This window comes from Methylotuvimicrobium buryatense (assembly GCF_005931095.1).
GTDB classification, from domain to species: Bacteria; Pseudomonadota; Gammaproteobacteria; order Methylococcales; family Methylomonadaceae; genus Methylotuvimicrobium; species Methylotuvimicrobium buryatense.
The window spans coordinates 989,820-1,006,927 of sequence record NZ_CP035467.1; the positions used below are offsets into that span (position 1 = coordinate 989,820).

Annotated in this window: 11 protein-coding genes; 8 read left to right on the forward strand and 3 right to left on the reverse strand. The window is 51.0% G+C overall.

Annotated features, from left to right (window positions below):
* The first annotated feature begins 48 nt into the window (after window positions 1-48).
* Window positions 49-2,529, forward strand: a complete 2,481-nt coding sequence (locus EQU24_RS04700) for a glycogen/starch/alpha-glucan phosphorylase (protein WP_017840604.1) — start codon at window positions 49-51, stop codon at window positions 2,527-2,529.
* 418 nt (window positions 2,530-2,947) lie between these two features.
* Here EQU24_RS04700 and rsmA read toward each other — a convergent pair whose 3' ends face one another.
* The 3 genes from rsmA to EQU24_RS22265 are packed head-to-tail and all read right to left on the reverse strand — an operon-like array spanning window position 2,948 to window position 4,918.
* The gene (rsmA, locus tag EQU24_RS04705) at window positions 2,948-3,736 is read right to left on the reverse strand and encodes a 16S rRNA (adenine(1518)-N(6)/adenine(1519)-N(6))-dimethyltransferase RsmA (protein ID WP_017840603.1); all 789 of its coding nucleotides are present in this window, start codon (window positions 3,734-3,736) and stop codon (window positions 2,948-2,950) included.
* Window positions 3,726-4,739, reverse strand: a complete 1,014-nt coding sequence (pdxA, locus tag EQU24_RS04710) for a 4-hydroxythreonine-4-phosphate dehydrogenase PdxA (RefSeq protein WP_017840602.1) — start codon at window positions 4,737-4,739, stop codon at window positions 3,726-3,728. The genes rsmA and pdxA overlap by 11 nt, the downstream gene beginning before the upstream one ends.
* Before the next feature lie 26 nt (window positions 4,740-4,765).
* Entirely contained in the window at window positions 4,766-4,918 is a 153-nt protein-coding gene (locus tag EQU24_RS22265) for a hypothetical protein (RefSeq protein ID WP_175421643.1), read from the reverse strand.
* Between the two features lie 240 nt (window positions 4,919-5,158).
* Between EQU24_RS22265 and EQU24_RS04715 the strand changes: the two genes are divergently transcribed.
* The 7 genes from EQU24_RS04715 to EQU24_RS04750 all read left to right on the forward strand — a co-directional run bounded on the left by EQU24_RS04715 (window position 5,159) and on the right by EQU24_RS04750 (window position 17,102).
* On the forward strand, window positions 5,159-5,539 hold the full coding sequence (locus EQU24_RS04715; RefSeq protein WP_017840600.1) for a hypothetical protein: 381 nt from the start codon (window positions 5,159-5,161) through the stop codon (window positions 5,537-5,539).
* 19 nt (window positions 5,540-5,558) lie between these two features.
* Window positions 5,559-6,239: a DUF2760 domain-containing protein gene (locus EQU24_RS04720; RefSeq protein WP_017840599.1), complete on the forward strand. Its 681-nt coding sequence runs from the start codon at window positions 5,559-5,561 to the stop codon at window positions 6,237-6,239.
* The gene (locus EQU24_RS04725; RefSeq protein ID WP_017840598.1) at window positions 6,236-8,209 is read left to right on the forward strand and encodes an Hsp70 family protein; all 1,974 of its coding nucleotides are present in this window, start codon (window positions 6,236-6,238) and stop codon (window positions 8,207-8,209) included. Before EQU24_RS04720 ends, EQU24_RS04725 begins: the two co-directional genes overlap by 4 nt.
* A 540-nt stretch (window positions 8,210-8,749) precedes the next feature.
* On the forward strand, window positions 8,750-11,518 hold the full coding sequence (locus EQU24_RS04730; protein WP_017840597.1) for an Hsp70 family protein: 2,769 nt from the start codon (window positions 8,750-8,752) through the stop codon (window positions 11,516-11,518).
* A gap of 270 nt (window positions 11,519-11,788) precedes the next feature.
* Window positions 11,789-12,886, forward strand: coding sequence for an SPFH domain-containing protein (locus tag EQU24_RS04735; protein ID WP_017840596.1), 1,098 nt, complete (start codon window positions 11,789-11,791; stop codon window positions 12,884-12,886).
* Between the two features lie 341 nt (window positions 12,887-13,227).
* The gene (locus EQU24_RS04740; RefSeq protein ID WP_017840595.1) at window positions 13,228-14,397 is read left to right on the forward strand and encodes a TFIIB-type zinc ribbon-containing protein; all 1,170 of its coding nucleotides are present in this window, start codon (window positions 13,228-13,230) and stop codon (window positions 14,395-14,397) included.
* Between the two features lie 383 nt (window positions 14,398-14,780).
* Window positions 14,781-17,102 (forward strand): ATP-binding cassette domain-containing protein, encoded by a 2,322-nt coding sequence (locus EQU24_RS04750; protein WP_017840594.1) that lies wholly within the window; start codon window positions 14,781-14,783, stop codon window positions 17,100-17,102.
* Window positions 17,103-17,108: the final 6 nt, after the last annotated feature.

The window sequence follows — 17,108 nt, forward strand, 5'->3', positions numbered from 1 at the left end:
ATTGCTTTTTATTTGATAGGCTGTTCACTATAAACGAGAACGATGACTATGAAACAAAATCATTACCCATTGACCACCGATGACATCAAGCGAAACTTCTTTCGCAATTTAGCCAATGTGCAAGGCAAATTTCCGGCATTGGCCAGCACCTTCGATTATTACATGGCCTTGTCCTATACCGTGCGGGATATGCTGATGGCACGCTGGGTCGGTACCGCGACCGAATATGTCGAAAAAAAATCGCGCACCGTGGCGTATTTGTCGGCCGAATTTTTGATGGGGCCGCATTTGGCATCGAATTTATTGAATCTGGGCATGACCGAATTGGTTACTCAGGCCATGGCTGAACTAGGCTTGAAATTGGACGATTTGCTCGGGGAAGAGCCGGAGCCGGGCCTAGGGAACGGCGGTTTGGGGCGTTTGGCGGCCTGTTTTCTCGATTCGATGGCGACAATGAATATTCCTTCCGTCGGTTATGGCATCCGTTATGAATTCGGAATTTTCGAGCAGGTCATCTTCGACGGCTGGCAAGTGGAAAAGACCGATAAATGGTTGTTTCGAGGCAATCCCTGGGAGATTGTTCGCCCGGAATGGGCGGTCGAAATCAAGTTGGGCGGGCATACCGAGCGTTATGTTGCCGAAAACGGCGAAACGCGCGTCAATTGGATTCCCGGTTGGTCGGTCAAAGGCGTGCCGTACGACACGCCGATTTTGGGATACCGCAACAATGCCGCGAACACCTTGCGTTTATGGCAAGCAGTCGCGCCCGAGTCATTCAATTTCGAGCGTTTCAATCAAGGCGATTATTACGGCGCGGTCGAGGAAAAAGTCGCTTCGGAAAACTTGACCAAGATTTTGTATCCGAACGATGGACCATTACAGGGCAAGCAGTTGCGTTTGGAGCAGCAATATTTCTTCGTTTCGTGCTCATTGCAAGACATGCTGCGCATCATGAAGACCCAGCGCATCCGTTTGGAGCATTTTCATGAAAAGTTCGCCGTGCAATTGAACGATACCCACCCCGCCATTGCGATCGCAGAGCTGATGCGGCTGTTGGTCGATGAGCACGATATGTCTTGGGACACGGCTTGGAACGTGACGAGACGAACTTTCGCCTACACCAATCACACGCTGTTGCCGGAGGCATTGGAATGTTGGCCTGTGGAATTGATGGAAAGTTTGCTGCCGAGATTGATGGAGATCATCTATGAAATCAATAGTCGCTTTCTCGAACAAGTCAGGGCGCAATGTCTCGGCGATACCGCCAAAGTCATCCGAATGTCGATGATCGACGAAAACGGGGCAAGAATGGTGCGTATGGCGCACCTGGCTTGTGCCGGCAGTCATGCGATCAATGGTGTCGCGGCGCTGCACACTGAACTGCTCAAGCGCGATGTGCTTAAGGATTTTTATAGTCTTTGGCCTGAGAAATTCAGCAATAAAACCAACGGCGTGACGCCAAGGCGTTGGATGGCATTATGTAATCCGAGGCTCAGTAAGGTCATTAGCGAAGCGATCGGAGATACCTGGGTGAGAAATTTGGGAAAACTGCAAGATCTTCAGCGCTTTTCGGACGATGCGGTATTTTTAAATCGTTGGGACGATGCCAAGCGGCTCAATAAACATGATTTCGCGCTGAATCTCTATAAGCGCACCGGCGTCAGCGTCGATCCGGAATCGATTTTCGATGTGCAGGCCAAGCGCATTCATGAATATAAAAGACAGCATTTGAATATTCTTTATGTGATTGCTCTTTACCGGAAGCTGAAAACCGATCCGCATTTCGATATTCATCCTCGCACCTTTATATTCGCCGGCAAGGCGGCGCCGGGCTATCATTTGGCCAAGCTTATTATTAAGCTGATTAATGAGGTGGGGCGGGTCGTCAATCGCGACCCGGCGACGAAAGACCGTCTCAAGGTTGTGTTCTTGCCGAATTTCAATGTCACGAACGGTCAGCAGATTTATGCCGCAACCGAGGTGTCGGAGCAAATTTCCACGGCCGGAAAAGAGGCTTCCGGAACCGGCAACATGAAGTTTGCGATGAATGGGGCATTAACTATCGGAACGTTGGATGGAGCGAATATCGAAATTCGCGAGGAAGTCGGTGAAGAAAATTTCTTTTTATTCGGCATGACAGCGGAAGAGGTGCGCTTAACTTATGAGCGGGGTTATGCTCCGAATGACGCGTATCAGCAAGATGCGATTTTGAAAGATGCCATCGATCTGATTCGAAATGGTTTTTTTTCGCACGGCGATACCGGTTTGTTCCGTGATTTGACCGATAATCTGATCTACAGCGATCCTTATTTGGTATTGGCCGACTTCAATGCGTATCGGGAGTGCCAAGATTCCATCGATTCGGTTTACCGCGACAGAATGCGTTGGAATAAGATGTCGGTGCTGAATACGGCAAGATCCGGTAAGTTTTCATCGGATCGAACGATTGCCGAGTATTGCCGCGAGATTTGGAAGGTGGAATCGGTACCGATCGATGTTCCGGAAGTGGACCCATTTAGGCTTGTTTGAGCTGTAAGTTGCGCATACTGTCTTTCGAAAAGGCTATGTATGCGGTAATAGTTGAAAACACCACCACTACCGGAAGCACTTAAAAAATTGTAGGGTACGCTGCGCGTACCTAATGTCGGCACAAGGCAACAAATTAGGACACGTTAAACTACGGGTGGTACGCACCGCGTATCCTACAGTCTTCAAGTTTCGAGATTGGTGTAGGATTCACTTCAACTATTAACGCGAACATAGCCTTCGAAAAAGTCTCGGGCAAAAAAAATGCGGCTAAAAAGCCGCATAAAGGATATTAGAAGGATATAAGCTCTTAAAAAAATAGCAGTATTTGAAAGTTTGCATCTCAAGAGTTGTGCATAGTTTATGCAAGATATCCGGCTTTGAAAATGTGGCAAATTGTCGCGTGGCGGATTGTCGCAGTTTATTCGGTGTCTTTTTTCAGGTTGCGGCTCAAGGCCGCGAAGTCTTCCAGCGACAAAGTTTCGGCGCGCGCGCTCGGGTCGATTCCGAGTCCTGCTATTTGTTGTTCGTCAAGCAAATTCCTTAATGAGTTGCGAATCGTTTTACGGCGTTGAGAGAAGGCATGAACGACAACCTGATTCAAGTCTTCGACTGAATTGACCGAAACCGGGGGCTTGTTATGAGGAATCAGACGGATAATCGATGAGGTTACTTGCGGCGCGGGGTCGAAACTTTCCGGCGGGACGTCGAATAAATGTTCCGCTGCGCAATAATAGTGCGCCATGACGCTCAATCGTCCGTATTTCTTGCTGCCGGGCTCGGCACAAATCCGATCCACGACTTCTTTCTGTAGCATGAAATGCATATCGGCGATGCAGGATGTGCTCTCCAATAAATGAAATAGCAACGGCGTGGAAATATTGTAGGGGAGGTTACCGATGACTCTAAGCGGTTTGCCGTCCGTCGCAAGCGCTTGGAAATCGAAACTCAATGCATCGGCGCTATGAATCGTCAAGCGTTCATTGTCGCCGAATTTCTTTTTCAACAGACTCACTAGGTCGCGGTCCAGTTCAACGATATCGAGCCGGATGGCATGGTCCAATAGCGGCGCCGTCAACGCGCCTTGCCCGGGGCCGATTTCAACCCAGTGTTCGCCCGGGCGGACCTGTATATTGCCGAGAATTTCTTCGATGATCGAATAATCGGTTAAAAAATTCTGGCCGAAACGTTTGCGGGCTTTATGCGTCATGGGTACGGATTGGGGAAGATGAGGACATTGCCAGTGCCGTTGCCAAGGCATATTCGATGCTACCCGTGTCGATAGAACCTGTTCCGGCCAGATCGAGCGCGGTGCCGTGGTCGACCGAGGTGCGTACAATCGGTAAACCCAATGTGATGTTGACGGCGTTGCCGAAGCCTTTATATTTCAATACCGGCAATCCCTGGTCGTGATACATCGCTAATACAGCATCGGCCGTGTCGAGATATTTTGGCGTAAACAGTGTATCGGCCGGGAGCGGGCCAATTAGGTCGAGACCTTGTTCACGTAGATTTTCCAATACCGGTTCGATGATCTCTTTCTCTTCCAGTCCCAAATGGCCGTTTTCGCCGGCATGGGGATTCAAGCCGCAGACCAGTATTTTCGGATTGGCCAGATTGAAGCGCGTCTGCAGATCTTGGGCCAGGATGCGTAGAACGCTTCTTAGCCGGTTATGCGTAATCGCCGCGGCGACATCGGCAAGCGGGAGATGGGTCGTGACTAGCGCGACTCGGAGTCCCGGTGTCGCCAACATCATGACCGGATGCCCGCCGGTAATGCCGGCAATATATTCGGTGTGACCGCTGAAAACAATGCCCGCATCGTTGATGACGCCCTTATGCACAGGACCTGTGACCATCGCATCGAACGAGCCTTCGATGCAGCCTTTTGCCGCGCGCGTGATCGTTTTGAGGACATAGCGGCTATTTTCCATGTTAAGTTGCCCGCTTTGCGCCGGTACATTCATTTTAACCGGCAAGACGCTGATAGAGCCTGCGCTTTGTTCGACGAGTTCCGATGACGGGTCGAATGACTTGATCTCGAGTTTAAGACCTAGTGATTCCGCGCGTTGCATCAGCAAATCGGGGTCGGCGATCGCAACGAGTTGGCAGGCATGGCTTTGTTGTGCCAGCATGATACAAAGATCGGGGCCGATACCGCCTGGTTCGCCGGGAGTGACGGCGATGCGCTTCAATGTAGGAGTTGCGTCCATGGGGTAATTTAAGAAAAACGATTATTTTACTGTAAGCGTGCATCTACAGGAAGCGCTTTAAAGTCAGGTGCCGAAAACTCAGGCGCCTCCTCAGGCGCTGCCGAAATTTGAAGTGCGAAAGGGATAAACAGGTCTATTACAACATTTGAAATCTTGGCGATTCTTGCTTTGTTGTTCATTTGCCGTCTGTTCGCGTAAAATCTTGTCATAGGATTTCGTGATAAATAACGTCCTGTAACTATGGGCTTTGTTGAGGGTTCGGTAACTCGCTTGGCAGGACACCGTGAATACGTCCTTGTAAGCTTGACGGCGGCTTTCCCTGCCGCCGACACCTGTCAATCGAGCAACCGAACCCTCCTTAAAATAGGGAGGTTATTTACGACCAAATCCATAACTATTCAATTGAGACGGAAAATACGATGAAACAGGTTTTAATAATAGCGTTGGCTTTCATTTCCTTGTCCGCCCAAGCGGACGACGCCAAAAACGAATGGCACAATACATCGCTGTCCGAAGCGACGATCAAGAAAATTCAAGAGTCGCAATATCATTATAAAAAATGTATTGCCAACGAATTGCAAGTCACTTCGGCAAGGCCTCAAGATGTTAGAAAGGGTACCGAAGCCATCGTTAAGAAATGCGAGAATGTTCTGGCCGATATGAGAAATGTGTATCTTCAGGAAAAAGTGCCGGAGGTGATCGCCGACCGGCATTTAAAGCAAATGCGCATTCAAACCACCCGCGATGTGCTCAGAGAAATGATGTTCATCGAATCCGCGCGAAAAGCCGGACAACAATAATCAAATCAGAACGGATGTTATGAATACGACCTATACGATAGATTTAACCCTAAAGCCGACTACCTTCGATTTATGGCATGTTTGTTTGGCGGGAACGGTTGCGTTGCTAGCCATTTTGCTGATCGTGTTGTTGATAGTCATGTTAATCGGAATCGCCAGAGGCAGAAAAAAACTGCTCGAGGAAGCCTTGCGCGAGTCTTCCGCTTCACTGGCAGCGAGTATTAAAATACCCGAGCCCGAAGTCAAAATCGTCGAGAAAATCGTCGAAGTCGAAAAAGTCGTTCAAGCGCCGGCGCCGGAACCGGTCGTACTAAAAGAGGCGACACCGGATGCGGCTCTGCAATTATTGAATCTACTTCAAAAAGAAGCGCGCTTCATCGACTTCATCAAAGAAGATATTACCGCTTACAACGATGCCGATATCGGTGTGGCGGCAAGAGTGGTTCATGAAGGTTGCAATAAGGCGATCAACGAACACTTTAAACTCGTAGTCGTTCATGAAGGCCAAGAGGGGTCTAAAATTACCTTGCCAAAAGGTTTCGATGCTTCGGCGGTTAGATTGACCGGTAATATCGTCGGCGAAGCGCCCTTTACCGGAACTTTGATTCATAGAGGTTGGCAAGTAACCGACATACGCTTGCCTAAATTAACTATGGGGCATAATGCTAAGATTATCGCTCCGGCAGAGGTAGAGTTATGAAAAGTTTGTTCGGACATTTACGCTCGGAAAATCCAGGAGAAGGCGCGCTTAATGCCGACGTGACTCAAAATGAATCGAACGAAGATAGCCCTTCGGAAGACAGCGATGTCGAGCAAGGCACGGTCGAGTATTCCGGGCCTCGTTTTTCGGTTGGAATCGATTTGGGCACGACGCATTGCGTGTTGTCCTATGTCGATTTAAGCCAAAGCGATGAGGATGGTCATGTTCAGGAAGTCATGGCGATACCTCAGTTGACTTCGCCGGGTGCTGTCGAGGAATTGATGCAGTTGCCGTCTTTTTTATATCAGGCGCATCAAGCCGAGTTGGCGGAAGGTTCCTCCGCCTTACCCTGGACAGCGAAGCCGGAATTTCTAGTAGGAGAGATCGCACGCAGCTTGGGTAGCAAAACGCCGATTCGTTTAGTGTCGAGCGCGAAAAGTTGGCTCTGTCATGCCGGTGTCGATTGTAAGGCACCAATTTTGCCGGCTGAGGCGCCCGAAGAAGTCGAACGGGTTTCCCCTTTTCAAGCGACCGTGGCCTATTTACAGCACATACGCGATGCCTGGACGCAACTGCATCCCGATGCGCCGTTGGCTAATCAGGATCTGACAATTACGGTGCCGGCTTCGTTCGATCCTGCCGCACGCGAATTGACTGTCGAAGCTGCGCGTTTCGTCGGTTTGGAACAGGCGCTCTTGCTTGAGGAGCCGCAATCGGCTTTGTATAGCTGGATCGAGAGAAGTAACGGAGAATGGCGTAAGCAAACCGAAGTCGGCGATATTATTTTGGTTATCGATATCGGCGGCGGTACGACCGATTTGTCGTTGATCGCGGTTACGGAGCACGATGGTAACTTGGAACTCACGCGCGTCGCGGTCGGCGACCATATTTTGCTCGGCGGCGATAATATGGATCTGGCCTTGGCTTATACTGTCAAAGCCAAGCTCGAAAAGGACGGTAAGCGCTTAGAGTCTTGGCAGATTCAAGCCTTGACCCATGGCTGCCGCGAAGCGAAAGAAAAGATTTTCAACGATCCCTCGTTGGATGTGATGCCGCTGGTCGTTCCGAATCGCGGTTCGTCTTTGATTGGCGGTTCGTTGCGTACCGAATTGACGCGCGAAGAGATCAATAATGTGTTGGTCGATGGGTTTTTTCCGAGAATAGCGGCGTCAGACCGTCCGATTAGTCGTCCTCGCGGCGGTTTGCGTACGGCGGGTTTGCCTTATGCTCAAGATGCCGGGATTACACGGCATTTGGCGGCGTTTTTGGCCAAACAGCTCAACGCGACCGACGACTTAAAAGATATTAATCTGCCTGAGCATGCATCGTTTTTGCATCCGACAGCTGTGCTGTTCAATGGCGGCGTATTAAAAGCCGCGCCGCTGGCCGATCGTTTGATGGAAGTCCTAAACAGCTGGTTGACTGGAGAGCAAGCGCCCGAAGCGCGTTTACTCGAAGGTGCCGATCTCGACCTAGCGGTCGCGCGCGGTGCGGCCTATTACGGTTATGTGCGTAAAGGTAAGGGTGTTCGGATCAAAGGCGGCACGGCGGCTTCTTATTATGTCGGTATTGAGAGCGCAATGCCTGCCGTTCCGGGTATGCCGCCCGAAATCGAAGCGCTGTGTATTGCGCCGTTCGGCATGGAAGAAGGCACCGAAGCGGCGCTGCCTGATGACGAATTTGGATTAGTCATCGGCGAGCCGGTGCGTTTCCGCTTTTTCAGCTCGAATACCCGTCGTGAGGATAGAGTCGGTACCCGTTTAGATTATTGGACCGATGAAGAGCTCGAAGAACTGGATGAAATCGAGATTACCTTGCCTGAAGAAGGAAGAAGAGTAGGAGAGGTCGTTCCTGTGCATCTCACTTCGGCCGTGACCGAAGTCGGTACCCTCGAATTGCATGCGGTCTCGCGCCAAGACGGCAAACGCTGGAAGGTCGAATTCGACGTTCGCGCCGGCGAAGAGGCTTGATCGGAGTAAATTTAGTTGATCTCGCGCAGGGGCGCAGAGAAAGTTTTTTCAAATGGTTCCCACGCTCTGTGCTCGTCGTTATACAGAAGTACCGGTAAACTTGTTGAATAAAGTTTATCGAATATCTAGGAGCGATGATGTTTGATAAATTTGTGGATATTGAACGTCAGTGGCTTCGATAGTCGCGACGTAGGCGTCGCTCCCACAGGAGGCCGGAAGCCTCTGTGGGAGCGATCCCCAGATCGCGATTTCGAAGTCGAAAGTGTTAGCTGGCAATAAACGGTATCGAGGTCATATTAGCTAAGATGGAAAGACGACACCTACGATTTATGTATAACGATGAGCGCTCTTCGTGGGAACCCAGGCAGGGACGCTAGAGCGTCCCTGAACCGCTGAGCTGTTCAGGCTCCGTTTCCACGCAGAGCGTGGGAATGATGAAAGCGTAGAAAAGAAGAAAAAGCTTCAATTCTCTGTGCCCCTGCGCCTTTGCGCAGGAAACGAAGTAAAGCCGGCTATAAGGCCTTGACAAGTAACCACACTGTGCAAAAACAAAATCCTCAATTTCTGGTCGGCATCGACCTCGGAACGACGCATACGGTCGTAGCCTTCTCGCGTGCGGATCAAACAGAATCCGAAATTCGAATATTCGACATTGAACAGCTAGTCGCTCCGGGTGAAGTCGCAGCGCGGCCGTTGCTGCCGTCGGTGCGTTACCATCCGGCCGAAGGCGAATTGTCCGAGGCAGACTTGGCGTTCTTGCCGACCGAAGACAAGGCTGTAATCGGCGAGGCGGCGCGGGTACTCGGCGCGAAAACGCAGGGCCGTTTCGTGACCAGCGCGAAAAGCTGGCTGTCTCACCCGTCGATCGATCATACCGCGGACGTTTTGCCGTGGGGCAGTAATGATGACATTTCGAAAGTGTCTCCGCTCGAAGCCAGCGCGAGTTATTTGGCGCATATTCGTAGCGTCTGGCGGCACAAATTTCCGGACGCGCCGCTCGAAGATCAAGACATCGTGATCACCGTACCTGCTTCTTTCGACGAAGGCGCAAGGTCTCTGACGATCGAGGCCGCTAAATTGGCCGGACTCAAGCAAGTCAAATTGCTCGAGGAGCCGCAAGCGGTCTGTTACGACTGGCTCCGGCGGCATGCCGGCAGCATCAAGCAAGAACTGTCCAATGTGCGTCTACTGTTGGTTTGCGACGTCGGCGGAGGCACGACCGATTTGACGTTGATCAAGGTCGAGCCGGCCGAACCGGAACCGAAATTGACGCGGATCGGCGTCGGCGATCATTTGATGCTCGGCGGCGATAACATCGATTTGGCGCTCGCGCATTTGGCCGAAAAGCGCATCACTGGCGGCGACAAGCGCCTGTCGGCGGCCGATATGTCGCAATTGATCGAACAATGCCGCATCGTCAAGGAAAAGCTTTTGGCCGACGATGCACCGGAACAACTCGCCGTTACTTTGCTCGGTGGCGGCTCGAAACTGATCGGCGGCACGCGCTCGGCGATGTTGACGCGCGACGAGGTGCGAAGCATCGCACTGGATGGTTTCTTTCCATTGTCCGGCTTGAACGACTTGCCGGATCGCAAGCGCAGCGGCGTCGTCGAATTCGGCCTGCCTTATGCGGCGGAACCGGCGGTCAGCAAACATATTGCAGCGTTTTTGAAATTGCATAGCCAAGCCGCGCTCGATGCATTGAACGGCGAGGGTGTCGTGCCGGATGCGTTGTTGCTGAACGGCGGCGTGTTTCGTAGCCGCCCGCTGACTCAGCGGATGCTCGATTTGATTGCATCCTGGCGAGGCGATGCGCCGAGACTGCTCGAGAACAAGCATCCGGAATTGTCGGTCTCGTTGGGTGCGGTCAGTTATGCGCAGGCAAGGCGGAATAAACAAATCCGCATCGGCGGTGGCGCGGCGCGCAGTTATTTCTTGATCGTCGATACCGAAGGCGGCGAACAGAAAGGCGTTTGTATCTTGCCGCGCGGAAGCGAAGAGGGGCTCGAGGTCGTTTTGCAAGATCGGCAATTCGCGTTGCGATTAGGACAGCCGGTGCGCTTCCATTTAGCTTCGACGACGGGCGACACCGAATATAATCCGGGTGAATTGGCTACGATTGACGACGAGCGTTTTCATTCGCTGCCGCCGCTGGCGGTTGCCTTGACCGGCGATGAAGTGCCGGCCGAAATCCAACCGGCTAAAATGTCCACTTCCGAAGTGACGGTGCAATTGGCCGTTACGCAAACCGAAGTCGGCACGCTGAAGATTCAATGCGTTTCGGTGCAAGATTCGAGCAAGCGCTGGGACGTCGAATTCCAAATCCGCAAGAAAACGGGTACGGGCGTTCAGGCCGAATTGCCGGCACAATTCGACAAGGCGGTCGAGTCGGTTCAGGCCGTGTTCGGTTCCAAGTCGAAAGAAATCAACCCGAAAGCGGTCAAAAGTCTGCGTGCCGATCTCGAAAAGCTGCTCGGCCCGCGCGCCGATTGGGAAACGCCGTTATTGCGAGGCTTGTTCGGCGTTTTGCTCGATGGCATCAAATACCGCAAACGTTCCGAAAATCACGAACGAGTCTGGTTGAGCCTGACCGGTTTTTGTCTGCGCCCCGGTTTCGGCTATCCGCTCGATGATTGGCGCGTCGAACAATTATGGAAGATTTACGATCAATCGATTCAGTATGTCAACGAAGCGCAAATCTGGAGCGAGTGGTGGACACTTTGGCGGCGTGTCGCCGGCGGTCTCGATGCGGCTGCGCAGGAAAAAATTTTCGACGACATCGGCAAATATCTGAATCCGGCTTCGGCACGGCAGCCGGCCGTTGCGAAACAGCTCAAGACACGCGCTTACGACGATATCGTGCGCCTTTCGGCCGTGCTTGAACGTTTGCCGGTCGATAAAAAAACTCAACTCGGCGAATGGTTGTTGAAACGTTTGCAAAGTCCTGGCGAATCCGAGCAAAGCTGGTGGGCGGTCGGCCGAATCGGCGCGAGGATTCCGTTTCACGGCAGCAGTCATAATGTCGTTGGATCTGAGTCGGCATCCGACTGGTTGAAACAGGTCATGCAAGCCGATTGGAAAAAAACGCCTCAGGCCGGATTCGCCGCGACGCTGATCGCGCGTATGAGCGGCGATAGAAGTCGCGATATCGATGACGCGCTACGCTTCGAAATCGTCGAGCAATTGAAAGCAGCCAAGGCGCCGACGTCTTGGATTGCGATGGTCGAAACGCTAAAAGAACTCGACGAAAAAGAAGAGAAACAAATCTTCGGCGAAGCCTTGCCGCCGGGTTTAAAGTTGATTCTGTGATTTAAAAAATTCTCGTGCAGAGGCGCAGAGTTCTTTTGCTCGTTTCCAAGCTCTAGCTTGTGAACGCAGGATCGAAAGTTACAGCTTCCCGTGACCCTTTGTAGGACTGGGTTTGTAAGCCAGTGCTAAACGTTTCGACCGTGGCCAAAGCAAATCAAAACGTTTGGTTCGGGTTGAATAACCCGCCCCGCGTGAACAAGGGGCCGGGTGCTCTGTGGGAGTAAAAAGATCCGGATAGGTATTAAATTCAAAATAGGCAGGAGCACAAGCATGAGTTTTTGGGGCAAGCTTTTCGGCGAATTCGTCGATGTGATCGAATGGACCGACAGTTCCAGCGATACGATGGTGTATCGCTTCGAACGTTACGGTAATGAAATCAAATACGGCGCGATGCTGACCGTTCGCGAGTCGCAAACGGCAATTCTGGTCAGCGAGGGGCGTGCCGCCGATTTTTACGAGCCGGGTCTCTATCAGCTCGAAACCCGCAACATGCCGATCCTGACCACGCTCGAAAGTTGGCCGCACGGTTTCAAGAGCCCGTTCAAAGCCGAAGTCTATTTTTTCAACATGCGCCGTTTCACCGATTTGAAATGGGGCACGAAGAATCCGATCATGCTGCGCGACAAGGAATTCGGTCCATTGCGGTTGCGCGCGTTCGGTACCTATTCGGTTAGGATCAAAGAGCCTTTGGCTTTCGTCAAGGAAATCGTCGGCACCGGCGGCCATTTTCGCACCGACGATATCAGTTCGCAATTGCGCAATCTGATCGTATCGCGCTTTTCCGACATCATCGGTGAATCGGGCATTCCAGCATTGGATTTGGCTGCAAATTACGACGAACTCGGCGCCTACATCACCGAACGCATCGCGCCGGAATTTTCCGAATATGGCCTCGAAGTATTGCAGTTGTTGGTGGAAAACATTTCATTGCCGCCCGAAGTCGAAAATGCGCTCGACAAGCGCACGAGCATGGGAATCATCGGCGATCTTGGCCGTTATACGCAATTTCAGGCCGCCGAAGCGATGGCTGCGGCCGCGCAAAATCCGTCAGGTGGCGCTTCCGAAGGCATCGGCATGGGTATGGGTTTCGCGGTCGCGCGCGAATTGGGTAAGTCGTTCTCCGAACAATCTTCTGCGCAGCCAGTCACTCCGCCGCCGCTTCCGGCATCGACGGTCTATTTCGTTGCGATAGCCGGACATCAGGAAGGCCCCTACGAGCTAAAAGTCATCGAGCAAAAAGTCCGCAGCGGCGAAATCAATCGCGACACTTTGGTTTGGAGCACCGGGATGGCGGAATGGATGCAAGCCGGTCAGGTGCCCGAGTTATCTGCTGCGTTTGTGCATATGCCGCCGCCTTTGCCGGGTTGATTGGTTAGCAGTCAGCGGTTAGCAGTAAGCAGTGAGCGGTGAAAGGGGAAAGATGAAAGATGAAAGATGAAAGATGAAAGATGAAAGATGAAAGATGAAAGATGAAAGATGAAAGATGAAAGATGAAAGATGAAAGATGAAAGATGAAAGATGAAAGATGAAATTAGAGCTTGACAAATGGTTAAAATGTCGCGCCATTTCACTATTCACTATTCACTATTCACTATTCACTATTCACTATTCACTATTCACTATTCACTATTCACTATTCACTGCTTACCGCTTACCGCTTACCGCTTACGATGGGGTCTTGTAACATTGGACTGCTATGAATAGTTGCCGTGCCTAAATTTAAAACATCTTTAAAACCCGGTGTCGAACGTTTTCCGTGCGGGCAGTGCGGCGCGATATTGAAATATGCGCCCGGAACCGAGCATCAGGTCTGCGAGTACTGCGGATTCGAAAATCATATCGAGCCAAGCGCCGCGCCGATTCAGGAATATGACCTGCAACAAGCGTTGCGGCAGTTGTCTCAACCTCAGGCTGAGACGGTTAAGGCGCAGATTCATTGCGATGAATGCGGCGCCGGGTTTCAGTTTGATAGTCACATCCATGCCGGCGAATGCCCGTTTTGCGGCACGCCGATCGTCACGACGACAGCACAGGCCAAGCCGATTCAACCGAAATCGCTGTTGCCGTTTGCAATCGGCGAAGCTGAAGCTAAACAGCAGTTTCAACGCTGGATCGCGAAGCTATGGTTCGCGCCTAATGCAGTTAAAAAATATGCCCGTAGCGATACCAAGTTGACCGGAGTTTATTTGCCTTATTGGACTTTCGATAGCGATACCGAGACGGATTATGTAGGCGAACGCGGCGATGTCTATTACGTCACGGTACCGGTTCAAGTGGTACGAAATAACCGTACCGTCACTGTTATGCGGCGCGTGCCTAAGATACGCTGGACGCCGGTTTCGGGTCGCGTACGGCGTTTTTTCGACGATGTGTTGGTGGGTGCGAGCAAATCTTTGCCGCGTAAGATTCTGGATGCTTTGCAGCCTTGGGATCTCTACAATCTGATGCCTTACGACGAAAAATATTTGAGCGGTTTTCGTAGCGAATATTATCAGGTCGAGCTCGATGAAGGCTTCGATGCGGCCAAGCAAATCATGGATAGCGTGATTTACCGGGATATCGCGCGCAACATCGGAGGCGATCATCAGCGTATCCATCAGGCTCGAACAAGGCACGACAAAACGACTTATAAGCATTGTTTACTTCCGGTCTGGTCGGCCGCGTTTCGCTATCGGGATAAATCTTATCGTTTCGTGATCAACGGCCGTACCGGCAAAGTGCAAGGCGAGCGGCCTTATAGTGGGTGGAAAATAGGATTTGCGGTGTTGGCCGCGCTACTGACGGCTGCCGGTATTTATTATTATCTCGAGACTAGCGGCGCATTACAGAAATTGCAGCAAAGCGATTATTATGTCGCGCCTTATCATCAACAATGGTGAGGTGATTTAGAGGGGAATGGGAAGCATGAAGACAGCGAATCGGGCTCTTTCGCTACTGCCTTTTGATTGAAAAACCGCCTAAGAATAAAAGGTATGGGATATGTCTATCGAGGACCGCCGTAAACCCATCCATGAGGGCTTGTCGGCAGCTCTCCCTGCTGCTGCCGACAACCTCGCTAGCCACTGCCCATACCTTCATAAAGCTAACCATTTTTTGAGTATAAAGAGAGTAATTCTCTATAAATACACTCAAGACACAGGTTTTTCGGAATCAGGCAAACAATTTTGCGTTAAATGAGGGTTGCGATTACAATCATTTTTATGTTTTAAGTTTCATTTAATTTAAATTTATTGGGTGAAAGAGCGCCGAGTTCAAAATAACAATGAATAATGCATACATCGGTCGCACAGTTAGCGAAACTCCGTTTCAATTCGAACTACTTGCAGCAAAGACAAGGCAAGCGATAGCTTGTGAATTCAGCAAGGAGTGCCGACTCGGTAGCGATACCGGCAACGATGTTCCGATAACCGGAGACGGGATTTTACCTCGGCACGCCAAAATTTTTGTTAGTGAAGATGGCGCATTATTCATTTCTGCGATCGACGATGCGCCAATCACCGTTAACGGCACGCTTGCCGACAAACCATTGATGCTGAATAACGGAGATTGGCTTTTATTCGGTTCCACGCCTTTTCAAATCAAGTTTCAATACAGTCAAGCCGCTGATGACGTTTTGTCCGGCGACGATGCATCCGCCGGCGTTACACTGACAGGAAAGTCGGTGCTGACGATAGGCCGATTACCTCAATGCGATATCACAATACCTTCGCCGCTGGTGTCCCGTGAACATGCCAAATTAACCAGAGAGTCTACGGGATGGGTTATCGAGGATTGCGGTAGCACCAACGGAACCTTTGTCAATGCGGTGCGCATCAGCGGTAAGCAACCGGTGTTGGCCAATGACTGGTTGAGCTTCGCCGCATTCGACTATCGGTTCGACGGGCACGCTATTATTCCATCGAACCAAGACGGTCAAGTCAAGATCGAAGTGTATCGGTTGACCAAAGAGGTCAAGGAATCGTCGGGTCAGGCTAAACGTTTGTTGGATGGCTTGAGTTTTGCAATTCATCCGGGCGAATTCGTCGGCATTTTCGGCACTAGCGGTTCGGGTAAATCGACGTTGTTGGATGCGCTGAACGGACGCCGGCCCGCCACAAGCGGCGATATTTTATATAACGAAATCGATTTGTACGGCGCGTTCGATTTGTTTCGTGCGGCGATCGGCTATGTGCCTCAGCAGGATATCGTGCATCGCAAAATCGTCATGCAGCATGCGTTGAAATTTACCGCTAAACTGCGTTTGCCTCCCGATACCTCGGATTTTGAAATGGATGAAAATGTCCTGAAGGTGCTTGAAAAGGTCGGATTGGCCGAGAAGGCCGGGTTAGCAGTCGATACGCCGACACCGTTGAGCGGCGGTCAACTGAAACGCGTTAGTTTGGCGGTGGAATTGGTCGCCAATCCGAATGTGTTGTTTCTGGACGAAGTGACCAGCGGACTGGATGCCGGTACCGATAAAAAAATGATGCAACTGTTTCGGAGTTTGGCCGAGGACAAAAAAACCGTCGTTTGCGTGACGCATACGCTGGAAAATATCGACACCTGTCACCTGGTCTTATTGCTGCATCAGGGACGTCTGGTTTTCTATGGACCGCCTCAAGCCGTGATCGGTTATTTCGGGATCGATCGCTTATCCGATGTCTATGAACTGCTCGAAAGCCGTTCGGCCTCCTATTGGGCCGATAAATACCGAGCCTCGAATTTTCACGATACTTATGTCGAAAAACGTTTGAAGCTATCGGAGCAACGCGACAATAAAGATGTTCTAAAATCAAACACGCGACCGACGAATAACAAATGGTTGCAGAGTTGGCGCCAAACCAAAACGTTAATGTCGCGTTATTGCGAATTGATTTTGTCGGATCGTAAAAACCTACTAATTTTAATCTTACAGGCGCCGTTGATCGCGTTGATCGTTAGTTTGGTATTCGAGATGGACGATCAGATAGCTCTGCGAGCGGCCAAGCAAAGCCAGATTCTGTTTATCATGGTGTTGTCCGCGATCTGGTTCGGTTGTCTCAATTCCGCACGGGAATTAGTTAAGGAGTTGCCGATTTATATTCGCGAACGCTCGGTAAATTTAGGCTTAGGGCCTTATATCGTGAGTAAATTGATTCCGTTATCGTTGCTTTGTTTTGTGCAATGCTTCTTGTTATTAGGCGTTATCGCGTTATCGATATCGGTGCCGGGCGATCTGATACAACGTTTTTTGATTTTGTTCGCATCAGGCATGGCGGCGACCACGATGGGGCTTTGCGTCAGCGCCTTTGTCAATTCCAACGATAAAGCGGTTGCGACGGTGCCGATTTTATTGATTCCGCAGGTTATTTTATCCGGTGCTGTGGTTAATCTCGAAGGCGCCGGGCTTTGGATAGCCAAAACGACGATGATTTCTTATTGGTCTTTCGATGCGATGAAATTGACGCTCGGCGAGGAGATTAGGGCTGTTAAGGATTTTACCGGAACCACTGTCGTATCGATAGCAGGAAGCACAGGGAGCGATTTGGCGGCGATTGCCGGGTTGGGTTTGTTTTTTCTGATCGCGACGGCAATAGGTCTGAAACTCAAGGATACTAAAAAATAACCGAAG